At 63.4% G+C, this 12860-nt stretch carries 11 protein-coding genes; 10 read left to right on the top strand and 1 reads right to left on the bottom strand.

Annotated features, from left to right (window positions below; genetic code table 11):
- The first annotated feature begins 4 nt into the window (after window positions 1-4).
- The 10 genes from KBA48_RS00135 to KBA48_RS00090 all read left to right on the top strand — a co-directional run bounded on the left by KBA48_RS00135 (window position 5) and on the right by KBA48_RS00090 (window position 12056).
- Window positions 5-1150 (top strand): CaiB/BaiF CoA-transferase family protein, encoded by a 1146-nt coding sequence (locus tag KBA48_RS00135; protein WP_292902522.1) that lies wholly within the window; start codon window positions 5-7, stop codon window positions 1148-1150.
- Between the two features lie 26 nt (window positions 1151-1176).
- Entirely contained in the window at window positions 1177-2319 is a 1143-nt protein-coding gene (locus KBA48_RS00130; RefSeq protein ID WP_292902521.1) for an acyl-CoA dehydrogenase family protein, read from the top strand.
- A gap of 43 nt (window positions 2320-2362) precedes the next feature.
- The gene (locus KBA48_RS00125; RefSeq protein ID WP_292902520.1) at window positions 2363-3523 is read left to right on the top strand and encodes an acetyl-CoA C-acetyltransferase; all 1161 of its coding nucleotides are present in this window, start codon (window positions 2363-2365) and stop codon (window positions 3521-3523) included.
- Between the two features lie 42 nt (window positions 3524-3565).
- The gene (locus KBA48_RS00120; protein WP_292902519.1) at window positions 3566-4741 is read left to right on the top strand and encodes a serine hydrolase; all 1176 of its coding nucleotides are present in this window, start codon (window positions 3566-3568) and stop codon (window positions 4739-4741) included.
- A gap of 479 nt (window positions 4742-5220) precedes the next feature.
- A complete protein-coding gene (locus KBA48_RS00115) occupies window positions 5221-5889 on the top strand; it encodes a TetR/AcrR family transcriptional regulator (protein ID WP_292902518.1) in 669 nt (222 codons plus the stop codon).
- A gap of 57 nt (window positions 5890-5946) precedes the next feature.
- Window positions 5947-7158 (top strand): cytochrome P450, encoded by a 1212-nt coding sequence (locus KBA48_RS00110; protein ID WP_292902517.1) that lies wholly within the window; start codon window positions 5947-5949, stop codon window positions 7156-7158.
- A 25-nt stretch (window positions 7159-7183) separates the two neighbouring features.
- Window positions 7184-7981, top strand: a complete 798-nt coding sequence (locus tag KBA48_RS00105) for an SDR family oxidoreductase (protein ID WP_292902516.1) — start codon at window positions 7184-7186, stop codon at window positions 7979-7981.
- Window positions 7982-7997: 16 nt separating this feature from the next.
- Window positions 7998-9263 (top strand): cytochrome P450, encoded by a 1266-nt coding sequence (locus KBA48_RS00100; RefSeq protein ID WP_292902514.1) that lies wholly within the window; start codon window positions 7998-8000, stop codon window positions 9261-9263.
- Between the two features lie 18 nt (window positions 9264-9281).
- A complete protein-coding gene (locus KBA48_RS00095; RefSeq protein WP_292902512.1) occupies window positions 9282-10433 on the top strand; it encodes a serine hydrolase in 1152 nt (383 codons plus the stop codon).
- Between the two features lie 18 nt (window positions 10434-10451).
- Window positions 10452-12056 carry a GMC family oxidoreductase gene (locus tag KBA48_RS00090; protein ID WP_292902510.1) on the top strand — a complete coding sequence of 535 codons (1605 nt, stop codon included), beginning with the start codon at window positions 10452-10454 and terminating at the stop codon, window positions 12054-12056.
- A 23-nt stretch (window positions 12057-12079) separates the two neighbouring features.
- Here the strand turns inward: KBA48_RS00090 and KBA48_RS00085 are convergent, their stop codons facing one another.
- Window positions 12080-12835, bottom strand: coding sequence for an SDR family NAD(P)-dependent oxidoreductase (locus KBA48_RS00085; RefSeq protein WP_292902509.1), 756 nt, complete (start codon window positions 12833-12835; stop codon window positions 12080-12082).
- Between the last annotated feature and the right edge of the window lie 25 nt (window positions 12836-12860).

Genomic DNA, 12860 nt, shown 5'->3' with positions numbered 1-12860 from the left:
CGCCATGCTGCCGCTTCAGAACATCAAGGTCATCGACCTGACCACCGTCGCGATGGGGCCGCTGGCCAGCCAGTGGCTGGGCGATTTCGGCGCCGACGTGATCAAGGTGGAGGCGCCGGGCGGTGACAGCACCCGCCAGACCGGCCCGGCCACGGAGCCAGGGATGGCCGCCCTGTTTCTCAGCACCAATCGCAACAAGCGCAGCGTGGAACTGGACCTGACCCAGCCGGAAGGACGCGAGGCCCTGGCCCGGCTGATCGAGGGTGCCGACGTCTTCATGCACAATATCCGGCCGCAGAAGCTGGCGAAGCTGGGGCTGGAGCCGGAAAGGCTGATGGCGCGCAACCCGCGGCTGGTCTATGCGGGGCTGCTGGGCTTTGGAGAGGCGGGGCCCTATGGCGGGCGCCCCGCCTATGACGACATCATCCAGGGCCTGTCGGGCTGTGCCGACCTGATGCGCCGCCAATCGGGCGAACCGCAGTATTTTCCGACCATCACCGCCGACAAGACCACGGGCCTGATCGCGGCGATGGCCATCCTGGCGGCCCTGACCGGGCGCGCAGCCAGTGGTCGCGGTGCGCTGGTCGAGGTGCCCATGTTCGAGTGCATGGTGGGCTTCAATCTGGTCGAGCATCTGTATGGCCGGCAGTTTGAGCCGCCGCAGGGCGATACCGGCTATCCGCGTGTGCTGTCGCGCCACCGGCACCCCTACCGCACCCGCGACGGCTTCATCTGCATGCTGCCTTATACCGATGCCCATTGGCGGGCCTTCTTCACGCAAGCGGGTGCGCCTGGGTACGCGGACGATCCCCGCTTCGCCACCATGGCGGCGCGCACGGCCCATATCGACGCGCTTTACGAGCTGGTGGCCGATCTGGTGGCGCAGCATGACAATGACCATTGGCTTGCCGCCTGTGAACGGATCGGCGTTCCGGCCTCCCCCGTCCTGTCGCTGGACGAAATCATCAGCGACCCGCACCTGCAGGCGGTGGAGTTCTTTTCCACCCTGCATGACCCCGGCTTGGGTGATGTGCGTCTGCCGGGCGTGCCGGTACTGTTCGACGGGGAACGGCCCCCTGTCCGTCTGCCCCCCCGCCTGGGGCAGCATAATCGTGAAATTCTGGGCGCCAACGATCCCAAGCAGGCCTGACGGCGGGCAAGAAAGCGGAAGCACCAATGCTGGACACGACCACACGCACCATTTTCTCCGAAGAACATGCCATCTTCCGCGACAGCGTGCGCAAGCTGTTCGATCGCGCGCTGCTGCCGCACCTGGACGACCATGAGCGCGACGGCATCGTCGAGCGGGATTTCTGGCGTCAATGCGGGGCCGCCGGCCTGCTTTGCCCGACCGTCGATCCGGCCTATGGCGGGCCCGGCCTGGATTTCACCTACAACGCCATCGTGCAGGAGGAACTGTCCTATGCCGGTTCCCATGCCGGGCTGATCATCCAGAACGACATCACCGCCGACTATATTCAGGCCTATGGGTCAGAGGCGCAGAAGCAGCGTTACTTGCCAAAGATGGTGGCCGGCGACTGCATCACCGCCATCGCGATGACCGAGCCTTCGGCGGGGTCGGACCTGAAGGCCATCCGCACCCATGCCAGACGCGACGGTACCGACTATGTCATCAACGGGTCCAAAATCTACATCACCAATGGCTGCAACGCGGATCTGGTGATCCTGGCCGCCAAGACCGACACCGCGCGCGGCGCCGGCGGCATGTCGCTGTTCCTGGTGGAAACCGATACGCCCGGCTTCACACGCGGCCGCAAACTGGACAAGATCGGGCAGCGTTCCGGCGACACAGCGGAACTGTTCTTCGCGGATATGCGCGTGCCCGCCGACAGCCTGCTGGGGACGGAGAACGAAGCCTTCAGCTATCTGCTGACGCAATTGGCGCAGGAGCGGCTGTCGGTCGCGGTGACAGCCCAGGCCGCCGCGCAGCGCGCCTTCGACGAGGCGCTTGCCTTCACCAAAGGGCGGCAGGCGTTCGGACAGCGCATATTTGATTTCCAGAACACCCGCTTCGTGCTGGCCGGCCTGAAAACCGAACTCCAGGTCGGCTGGGCGCATCTGGACTGGGCCATTGCCCGGCATGTGGCCGGCAAGCTGGATGCGGCCGCCGCGTCAGCCGCCAAGCTCTGGCATACGGAGCTGCAGGGTCGCGTCGTCGATGCTGCCCTGCAGCTGCATGGCGGGGCCGGTTACATGAACGAATACATGATCGCGCGCCTTTACCGCGACGCCCGCGTGACCCGCATCTATGGCGGCACCAGCGAGATCATGAAGGAAGTCATCGGCCGGAGCCTTTGAACGCCCGCGCCACCTGCCAAAAGACAGCAAGGAAGTTCGACCGATGCCCGAAGCCTATATCGTGGAGGCCGTCCGTACACCGGGGGCCAAGCGCAAGGGTGCGCTGGCCGGAATACATCCGGCCGACCTCGGCGCTACCGTTCTGAATGCTCTGGTTGACCGAACCGGCATCGACCCCGCCGCGGTGGAGGATGTGATTGTCGGCTGCGTGACGCAGGCGGGCGAACAGGCCTTCGCCTTTGGCCGCAACATGGTGATGGCGTCGCGCCTGCCGGACAGCGTGCCCGCGGTAACGATCGACCGGCAATGCGGCAGTTCACAGCAGGCCCTGCATTTCGCCGCCCAGGCGGTGATGTCCGGCACTCAGGATATCGTCATTGCCGCCGGTGCCGAAAGCATGACGCGGGTGCCGATGCTGTCCAACATGACCCTGCATTCCCAGGCGGGCATGGGCGAAGGCCCCTGGAGCCGGGCGATCCGGAACCGCTATGGCGTTTCCGGCTTCAGCCAGTTCCACGGCGCGCAGGCCATGGCCGACAAGTACGGCTTCAGCCGCGAAGACATGGACGCCTTTGCGCTGGAGAGCCATCGCCGCGCCGTCAGCGCCATTGAGACCGGCGCCTTCTCCCGCGAGATCGTCCCCGTCGCCACCGAAACCGGGCTTTTTACCCAGGACGAGGGGGTACGTTTCGATGCCTCCATGGCGGCAATGGCCGCCGTGAAGCCCATTGCCGAGGGCGGAACCATCACCGCCGCCAATGCCAGCCAGATGACCGACGGCGCATCTGCGGTCATGGTGGTCAGCGAGGCGGGAATGAAGCGTTTCGGCCTGAAGCCGCTGGCCCGTATCCACAGTCTCACCGTGACGGCGGGGGACCCGGTCATCATGCTGGAGGAACCGATCCCCGCAACCCGGAAGGCCCTGGCCCGCTCCGGCCTGCGCCTGGATGATATCGACCTGTTCGAGGTCAATGAGGCCTTCGCCTCGGTGCCGCTGGCCTGGATGAAGGCGCTTGATGTCGATCCGGCGCGACTGAACGTGAATGGCGGCGCCATCGCCCTGGGCCATCCACTGGGGGCGTCGGGCACCAAGCTGATGACGACGCTTGTCCACACACTGCATGCCCGCGGTCAGAAATGGGGCCTGCAGACCATGTGCGAAGGCGGCGGCATCGCCAACGTCACCATCATTGAGGCACTGTAGTTACGCCAGCCGCGTCACCCGGATCAAATCGAAAGACCCATCATGACCCGCACCTCATCCTTTCCCATCCGGCATCCGCTTTCCGTCGATCCGTCCCGCGTAGAGCGATTGGTCCAGATCATCGACCGCGATATCGACGCCCTCAGCTATGACGGCGTCGCGCTGAAGGTTTCCCTCGGCGACGAACTGGTGATCGATATCCAGCGCGGGTACGCAAACCGAGAGGCCGGTACTCCCGTCGATGCGACAACCGTCTTCGCCTCAATGTCGACCGGCAAGAATTTTCTGGCCACGCTGTTTCTCAGCTATGTCGAACGCGGCCTGCTCAACCTGACGGCCCCGGTCGCAGAGGTGCTTCCGGAATTCGGGCAACGGGGCAAGGGCCGGGTCACGCCATTCCATATTCTGACGAATACCAGCGGCATCATGGCGCAATCCCCGCCCCTGCCGGCGGCGGAAGCCGTGTCGAACCGCGCCATCTTCGACTATGTCTGCAAGGAACGTCTGGAGTTCCAGCCCGGCGAGCGGATCAACTATTCCATGGTCGCCGGTCACGCTGTCCTGGCCGAAATGCTTCTGGAGGTCGACGGGCGCCAGCGCGGCCTTGCCCAGCTCATGCATGAAGAGCTTTTCCAACCGGCCGGCATGACCAGCACCGCACTTGGCGGGCGCGCCGATCTGGCGGCTCGGATGGCACCGATCGTCGCCCGCTTCAAGGAGCCGGGTGCGTTCCATCCCGAGCGCATCAATGCGATCAACATGCTCTACAAGACCGAAGGTGCCGAGATTCCTGCCGCCGGCTACCTGACCTGTTCCCACGACCTGCACCGGTTTGCCAATATGCTGCGTCGCGGCGGCGAGATCGATGGTTTCAGGTTCCTGTCACCGGCCATGCTGGAATGGTGCACAGCCGACCATACCGGCCTGACCTCCAACGGGTTGCTGGCCTATGCCGCAGAGACGCGTAATTGGACGCTCTACCCGAATGGCGCGGGCATCGGATTTATTCTGCGCGGCGACAAACCCACCCACGGCCCCATCTCAACCCTGGCCTCACCCCGCTCCTTCGGCGGATGGGGGGCGGGATCAACCTGCTTCTGGGTAGACCCACAGCGCGATATCACTTTCAGCCTGCTGATGGCCGGTGTGATGGCCGATGACCGGCATGTTGAAAAGGCATCCAGCTTTGGAGACATGGTTCTTGCCGCCATGTACTGATACCTGGGGCGCCCGAGTAAACAGAGTTGTGGCGCTGAACTGTCCGGCGTTGACAACATGGTGCCGGGCTTCCAGCGCGCCTTGCGGTTTCCAGCCCCGTTCAAAAGGCTCCCCTCATGAGCGATGATACTCAGATGAGGGGCCCCAGCTCGGACTCCAGGATTGGCCGGTGCCTCGAACCGGCCAACAATCAGCCCACGATGCGCGATGCGGATGCCGATACGTACAACGGGTGGATGGAGATCATCAGACTGGCAAGGTGGAGCTTGATTTAGCACCAGATAAAAGGGGGCTCAATGTAAAGACCATCTAATGGGCAAAATCTGATTTTGACGCAAATTTCGACCAGGGTGTCATCCGGTATCTATTTATTCCCCATCTCTACATCAATGTGATTTCATTGGCCGTGAATCCGCAGCCCATTCACAATGCTCGTATGGAAACGGTATGTTAGGTGTTTCGCTATCTCATTCAGAAAATTGGCAGTAATCACTTTGACAACCCCATCCGCGAAACCGCGCCGACGTCGACGGCGGCCACAGGAAGAAATCATCGACCGTATCCTGGCGGCCGCCCAGCGGCAGTTCAACGAACTTGGCTATGCCGCCACGACGACAAAAGAAATCGCCAAGCAAGCAGACGTCAGCGAAACGCTTCTCTATCGTCATTTCAAAAGTAAGGCGGGGCTGTTCGACCAGATCGTCTTCGATCCGTTTGACTTGCTGGCAACGCAACTCCTCAACGTACGTGATGGCTATCAAGGTTGGGATCTGGATCCGGCCAGAGGCAGAGCTTTACTGGCCCAGATGATCGAATTCCTGGAGCATAACCGAAAATTGCTCTGCGACTTGGCAGTTAAAGGGTTGGCGGAAACGGCCGACGAACAAACTGAACGGCGCTTGGAAGGAATGCGCCGACATTATCGTATCGCTGCACACCAAATTAAGACGTTCCATGAACTCAAGGGCCAGACATGCCCTTTCGATCCTGACATCGCTGTTCGCCTCGCACTGGGGATGCTGCTGGCGTCGACTCTGTTTAACGAATGGCTGTTTCCTGACGGAATGCCGGAACGGGAAAAGCTGGTGGAAAATATCAGATTGATGATGGTTCGTGCTCTGGCGTCATCCGGTCCCAATAGCGATTGATCAGCGTCTGCCGCTATGTAGTGTTACTGCATAAAAAGCAGTCACAGGGAGAGCGCCATGGCTATGCGACCGGATCATGTGCCGGCGGAACGCGTCGTGCATTTCGATATCTATGATGTACCTGGCGCGAGTGAGGATATCCAACTGGCCTACCGGGCCTTTCAACAAAACAACCCGGACATCTTCTGGACTCCCGCCAATGGCGGTCACTGGGTGGCGACCCGCGCCGATGATATCGAGACAATCCAGCGCGACCATGAACGCTTTTCCCATCGCCGCATCACCATCCCACCCATGCCGCCGGAATATCCAAGGCAGATCCCGCTGGAGGTCGACCCGCCCGAACATTCGGCCTATCGCCGGCCGCTGACCCGTGCCCTGCTGCCCAGGGTGGTCAACGCGCTGGAGGCGAAGGTCACCGACATGGCCATCCAACTGGTCGAAGAACTGAAACCGCGCGGTGAATGTGAGTTCATCGAGGATTTTGCCAAAATCCTGCCCATCGCCGTTTTTCTGGATCTGGTCGATTTGCCGCGAGCAGACCGTACGGTGTTGCTGCCTCTGGCCGAGGATGCCGTGCGCGGCACCAGCGTTGACGCCCGGCACCGGGCCCATGCCGGCATCGCCGCCTATCTGATGCCGTGGATTGAGGCAAGGCGGGCCACTCCCGGCGATGATCTGCTGTCCCAGATCGTCAATGCCGATATCAATGGCGAGAGGATCAGTCAGGCCGAGGCCATCGCTTTTGCCTCGCTGGTCCTGTTCGGCGGGCTGGATACGGTAGCCTCCTCCCTGGGTTTCATCGCCAATTTCCTGGCCCGCAACCCGGAGCATCGCTGGCAGCTCCGCGAAAGGCTGGACGACAACAGCTTCATGCAGGGGGCGATCGAGGAATTGCTGCGCCGGCACGGGGTGGCCAACACCGCACGTGTCGTCACCCGCGACATGGAGTTCAAGGGCGTACAATTGCGAGCGGGCGACATGATCCTGCCTCCCAATCTTCTCTACGGCCTGGATGAGCGTAAGGTGGAAGACCCTTTGCGGGTGGATTTCACCCGACCCTTCCCCGTCCCGCACGCGACCTTCGGCAATGGCCCCCATACCTGTCCCGGTGCGGTACTGGCCCGGCGAGAGATCAAGGCCTTCCTGACCGAATGGCTGCGGCGCATCCCGGATTTCGAGATCAAGCCGGGCACGAAACCGCGGCTGGCCACCGGCATGGTGAACGGGGTGCTGAGCCTGGAACTGTCCTGGCCCGTTCACGTCTGAAAACAAAAATATAACGGAGGATCGCATGTCCATCGACCTGCCCCTGCTGGGCAATCTGTTCGGCCTTGCCGGCCGTAATGCCATCGTGACCGGGGCCGCCACCGGCATCGGCCGACGCACCGCCGAACTGTTCGCAGCCGCCGGCGCCCATGTCGCCGCCCTTGACCTGAATATCGCCAAGGCCGAGGAATTCGCGGCCCAGGTGCGCGACGCCGGCGGACAAGCCACGGCCATCGCCATGGACCAGGGCGATCCGGACAGCATCAAGACGGCCTTCGCCCGGCTGGATGAGGTGTTTGCGCGCATCGACATTCTGTTGAACTGTGCCGCGATCTATCCGCGCTGCAATTTCGAGAAGGCGACCGCCGAATTTCTGGACCGCATGCATGCGATCAATGTGCGCGGCGTCTTTCAATGCACACAAGAAACGATACGCCGCATGAAAGCGACAGGTGGCGGCTCCGTCATCAACATCTCCTCCGTCACGTCGCTGAAGGCCGGCATCTACGACAATATTCAGTACGGCATGTCGAAGGCCGCGCTGAACGCGCTGACCCAATCGCTGGCCCTGGAATATGCCGAATTCCGTGTGCGGGTGAACGCCATCCTGCCCGGCGGCATCGCCACCGAGGCGGCCATCGCCTCCACCCAGGTGGGCGATCCGTTGCGCGGCCCCTTTCTGCAGCCAGGACGTGTTCCCCTGGGCGGGGAAAATGCCGATCCGCAAGTGATTGCCAATGCCTGCCTGTTCCTGGCCTCCGACGCCTCCCGCTTCGTGACGGGACAGTTGCTGGCCGTCGATGGCGGCTTCCTGATCAGTTGATGGCGCGGAGGACACCATGGATACGCATGCCATTCCCCGAATCCGCGATTTTGACGATCCGGATTACGACCCGTTCAACGCCATGGGGACATTGGGGGGTGAATACCGCATCCGCGACTGTTACCCGGAACTGGCGCGGCTGCGCCACCTGTCGCCGGTGTTCGACGGAGACATCCGGGTGCATTTCGGCCTCTATCCCGACCTGACCATGCAGCATCTGCGGCATTTCGCGGTGCTGGGTCATGCGGAGGCGATGGCGGTATTGGCCGACTCCCGGACCTTCTCCAACAAGGTATACGAGAATAATCTGGGTGTTTATTTCGGACGCTCCGTCACCACCATGGATGGGCAGGCGCATTTCGACAATCGCCGCCTGTTCCAGAAGGCCTTCAACCCCAAGATGGTGGAGGAATGGGGCAAGGACATGATCCCCCGCATGATCCATCGCCTGATCGACGGGTTCGCGGGCGATGGCAAGGCGGAACTGGTCAGCCAGTTCACCCTGCATTTCCCCTTTCACTTCATCCATGAACTGATGGCCCTGCCGGAAGAGGACCGGGCCATCTTCCACAAGCTGGCCTTCGGGCAGATCGGCATCATCTTCGACCATGAACATGGCATGGATGCCATCACCAAGCTGAAGGAATATCTGACCGCCATCGTCCATCACCGGCGTGTACATCCACTGTCGGACAGCGACCTGATCAGCAATCTGGCCCAACTGTCGGGTCCTGGCGGGGAATTAGAGGATGACATCGTCATCGCCTTTTTCCGGCAATTGATGAATGCGGGCGGCGACACCTCTTATCACGGCTTTTCCAGCGTGCTGGCCGCCCTGCTGACCCACCCGGACCAGTTGGAGGCGGTGCGGCGGGACCGGTCACTGGTTCCCCAGGCGCTGGAGGAAGGGTTGCGCTGGAACGCGCCCGTACCGGGCATTTCCCGCACACCGACGCGGGAGATCGAGATCGCGGGCGTCACCATGCGGCCGGGCGACCATGTACTGGTCATGCTGGGCGCCGCAAACCGGGACGAGAGGGCATTCCCCGCCCCCGACCGGTTCGACATTTTCCGCAAACCCACGGGTCACATGCCGTTCGGCCACGGCCGGCATATCTGCATCGGTCAGCATCTGGCGCGTATGGAAATGACGGTGGCGCTGAACGCCCTGCTGGACCGGCTGCCGGGGCTGCGGGCCGATCCCGACCTTCCCGCACCGGAAGTCGTCGGCTTCGCGCTGCGCGGTCCGCACGAGGTGCATGTCCGGTTCGATCCGGCCTGATTTGGGAGATTACCGAATATGACGCCCCCTACCCCTGACCATCCCGCCAATCGTGCCGTGCAATCGCTTCTGGACCGGCTTGTCGCCGAAGGCCGGGAAATCGGCGTGCAGGTGGCGGCCTATCTGGGCGATGAACTGCTGGTCGATTGCTGGAGCGGTCACTGTGACCGCAACGGCGCACCCGTAACGGCCGACACGCTGTTCAATGTCTTCTCCGTGTCCAAGGCGCTGACGGCGACGGCGGTGCATATCCAGGCGGAGAATGGCCGCCTGGACTATGACGCCCCCATCGCCCGCTACTGGCCGGAATTCGCTGCCGCCGGGAAGAAAAGGCTGACTGTCGCACAGGTCCTGACCCATTGCTCCGGACTGATGCAGTTGCCGGCCGACATCACGGTTGAGCAGATGTGTGACTGGAACTGGATGGTGGACTGGCTGGCGGCGCAACCTCCCCTGTTCGAGCCGGGCACACAGAGTGGCTATCAGTCGATGAGTTTCGGCTGGATATTGGGCGAACTGGTCCGGCGCACCGACATCCGCCGCCGCCCCTTCGGCTCCTTCGTGCGGGAGGAAATCCTGCTGCCACTGGGCGCGCCGGATTTCTGGCTGGGCCTGCCGCCGGCCCAGGCGTATCGGGTCGCCGTTCTGGATGACAGTGCGGTGCAGGTGGCACCCGATGGCACGCTCTACCGCGTCACCTGCCCGATGCAGGTGGACCTGATGCCGGAGCCTTTCGCCCGTCCCGTTGTGCAGCAGGCCTGCATCCCCGCCGTCGGCGGCATCTCCAACGCGCGAAGCCAAGCCAAGCTGTTCGCCATGCTGGCCAATGGCGGAAAGTTCCAGGGAACGCGGCTGCTGTCGACCGACAGGGTTGCGGGGTTCAGCACGCCGCGTCCCGATTTCGGACCCGACCCGGTGTTTTTCGGCATGCAGGTTCCCATCGGCCTGGGCGGCTATTGGCTGGGCGGGGACAATCCCCCCGTCTCCGCCCCCCGTAATCCGCGCGCCATCTGCCATCCCGGCATGGGCGGGTCACTGGGCTGGGCCGATCCGGATCGGCGTCTGGCCGTCGCCTTCTGCCATAATCGCATGTTCGACGCCTACACGCCGGACCAGGACAGCCGCACCCTGGTGGGGGACGCGATCCGCGCCGCCCTCGGCCTGTCCTGACCGTTGGGAGTCCCCACCTTGACCACGACTTCGCCCACCTTCGACTATGTCATTGTCGGTGCCGGCTCTGCCGGCTGCGTGCTGGCCAACCGCCTGTCCGAACAGCCCGGCGTCTCCGTCCTGCTGATCGAGGCGGGGCCGCCGGACAGCAGCCCGCTGGTGCATATGCCCAAGGGCTTTGGCAAACTGCTGTCCGACCCCAAGCATGTCTGGTTCTTCCAGACCGACGCCAGCGAGGGCATACCCTCGGAAACCTGGGTGCGCGGCAAGGTGCTGGGCGGGTCCAGTTCAGTCAACGGCATGATGTATTTCCGGGGACAGCCGGAAGATTACGACGAATGGGTCGAGCTGGGGGCCACGCGCTGGAACTGGGCCACGATGCGATCCTGCTTCCAGGCTATGGAAAGCCACGCGCTGGGCGCGGATGGCGAACGCGGAACGGATGGTCCGCTGAAAGTTTCGGTTCCGACGGCACTGGACCCCTTGTCCCGGGCGCTGGTGGATGCCGGCGTGGCGATGGGCATCCCCTATAAGCCGGACCTGAACCGTCCTGATCAGACCGGCATCGGCCCCGCCCCGCGCACCATCCATGCCGGCCGCCGGTCCAGCGCGGCCCAGGCCTTCCTGAAGCCGGCGCGCAACCGCCCCAACCTGACCGTGGTCACCGGCACCACCATTGACCGGGTTCTGTTCCAGGGCACGCGGGCCATTGGCGTGGCGGGACGGAATGCCGGCGGGGAATGCCGCTTTCTGGCCGGGCGGGAGGTGATCCTGTCGGCCGGTGCCCTGCATACGCCGCGCCTTCTGCAGCTTTCCGGGGTGGGACCGGCCGCCCTGCTGCGCGACCTGCATGTGCCGGTCGTTGCCGACAATCCCCATGTCGGGGACCATATGCTGGAACATAGGCTGTTGATGATGCAGTACCGGATGCTGCAGCCCCACAGCCAGAACCTGGAATTCAACGGCTGGCGACTTGTCGCCAACACGCTGAAATATCTGCTGTTCCGGCGTGGCATCCTGGCGGCAGGCGCCTATCAGGCGGCCGCCTTCATCAACGCGGTCGACCGTGCGGGGCGGCCCGATACGGAACTGCTGGCCGCCCCCTATTCGCTGGAGGTCAATTCAAAGGGCATCGGCTTTGAGAAGGCCCACGGACTGCATCTGTTTGCCTATCCCCTGCGGCCGCGCAGCGAAGGCAGCATCCGCATACGGTCCAGCGACCCCGCATTGCCGGCGGCGATCAAGCCCAACTATCTGGCCGATCCCTATGACCGGCAGGTGACCATCGCCGGCTTCCGCTTCATCCGTGAATGGATGCGCCATCCCAGCCTGGCGGGATTGGTGGGCGCGGAAACGGCACCAGGGCCGGGCGTCGAAAGCGACGACGAGATCGTGTCGGTTTTCAAATCCCAGGGGCAGGCGGGATACCATGCCAGCAGCACCTGCCGCATCGGCGACCCGTCACGCGGCGCCGTTGATGCCCGCCTGCGGGTACATGGCGTCAGCGGGCTACGGGTGGTCGACGGGTCGGTGATGCCGACCATGGTGTCGGCCAACACCAACGGCCCCATCATGGCCATCGGCTGGCGCGCGGCCGACCTGATCCGTGAGGATGGGCGGTGAGTTGTGCCCACCGTCCCAATTCTTCACAGCATCATCAAACCGCCATCAGCGTTGATGGTCTGGCCCGTGACATAGCGGCTGTCATCGCCAGCCAGGAAAACGGCGACCGGCCCGATATCGGAAGCCGGATCGCCGAAGCGGCCCAGCGCGATTTCCTTGCGGTACATGTCCGCCTCTTGCGGATGTTCCTCCAGATACTTGACGGCGATGGGGCTGAGGGCAGCCGGGCAAATGACATTAACCCGGATGCCATATTGGCCCCATTCACGGGCCGCCACGCGCGACAGGGCCCGCACCCCCTCCTTGGCGGCGGCATAGATGCCGAAGCCGGGTCCCCCGTGAATACCCTCGCGCGAGCCCAGATTGATGATCGACCCGCCACGTTCCTTCAGGTGGGGGAAGGCCGCCTGCATATGATAGAGCGTGCCGACGGGGCCGCTCTCCAATGTCAGGGCGATGGTCTCGTCGTCGATCTCCTCCAGCTTCTGGCCGGGATGGGAGCTTTGGGCATTATTGACCAGCACATCCAGCCGGTCGAACCGGGCGATGGTGCTGGCGACCACCCGTTGCGCATCGGCACGGCGGCGGACATCGGCCGTCACACATTCGACCGCACCACCCAAGGCACGAAGCCCAACCGCCGCCGCTTCCAGCTTGGCGGCGTCGCGACCGGTGATAACCAGCGACGCCCCGGCGCCGGCCAGCGCGGTGGCGATGCCCAGCCCGACACCCTGGCCGCCGCCGGTGACGATGGCCACCTTGCCCTTCAATTGAGCCATAAGTCCCCTCCCCTGTTGGATTTCC

Source organism: Niveispirillum sp., assembly GCF_017996735.1.
Taxonomy (GTDB): Bacteria; Pseudomonadota; Alphaproteobacteria; order Azospirillales; family Azospirillaceae; genus Niveispirillum.
Note: the sequence above shows the minus strand (reverse complement) of the source record. Positions and strands in the feature narration are given on the sequence as shown.

Bases quoted from the DNA above. Each gene is read 5' to 3' on its own strand.
- KBA48_RS00135 (WP_292902522.1), top strand. From the start codon at position 5: ATGCTGCCGCTTCAGAACATCAAGGTCATCGACCTGACCACCGTCGCG.
- KBA48_RS00130 (WP_292902521.1), top strand. From the start codon at position 1,177: ATGCTGGACACGACCACACGCACCATTTTCTCCGAAGAACATGCCATC.
- KBA48_RS00125 (WP_292902520.1), top strand. From the start codon at position 2,363: ATGCCCGAAGCCTATATCGTGGAGGCCGTCCGTACACCGGGGGCCAAG.
- KBA48_RS00120 (WP_292902519.1), top strand. From the start codon at position 3,566: ATGACCCGCACCTCATCCTTTCCCATCCGGCATCCGCTTTCCGTCGAT.
- KBA48_RS00110 (WP_292902517.1), top strand. From the start codon at position 5,947: ATGGCTATGCGACCGGATCATGTGCCGGCGGAACGCGTCGTGCATTTC.
- KBA48_RS00105 (WP_292902516.1), top strand. From the start codon at position 7,184: ATGTCCATCGACCTGCCCCTGCTGGGCAATCTGTTCGGCCTTGCCGGC.
- KBA48_RS00100 (WP_292902514.1), top strand. From the start codon at position 7,998: ATGGATACGCATGCCATTCCCCGAATCCGCGATTTTGACGATCCGGAT.
- KBA48_RS00095 (WP_292902512.1), top strand. From the start codon at position 9,282: ATGACGCCCCCTACCCCTGACCATCCCGCCAATCGTGCCGTGCAATCG.
- KBA48_RS00085 (WP_292902509.1), bottom strand. From the start codon at position 12,835: ATGGCTCAATTGAAGGGCAAGGTGGCCATCGTCACCGGCGGCGGCCAG.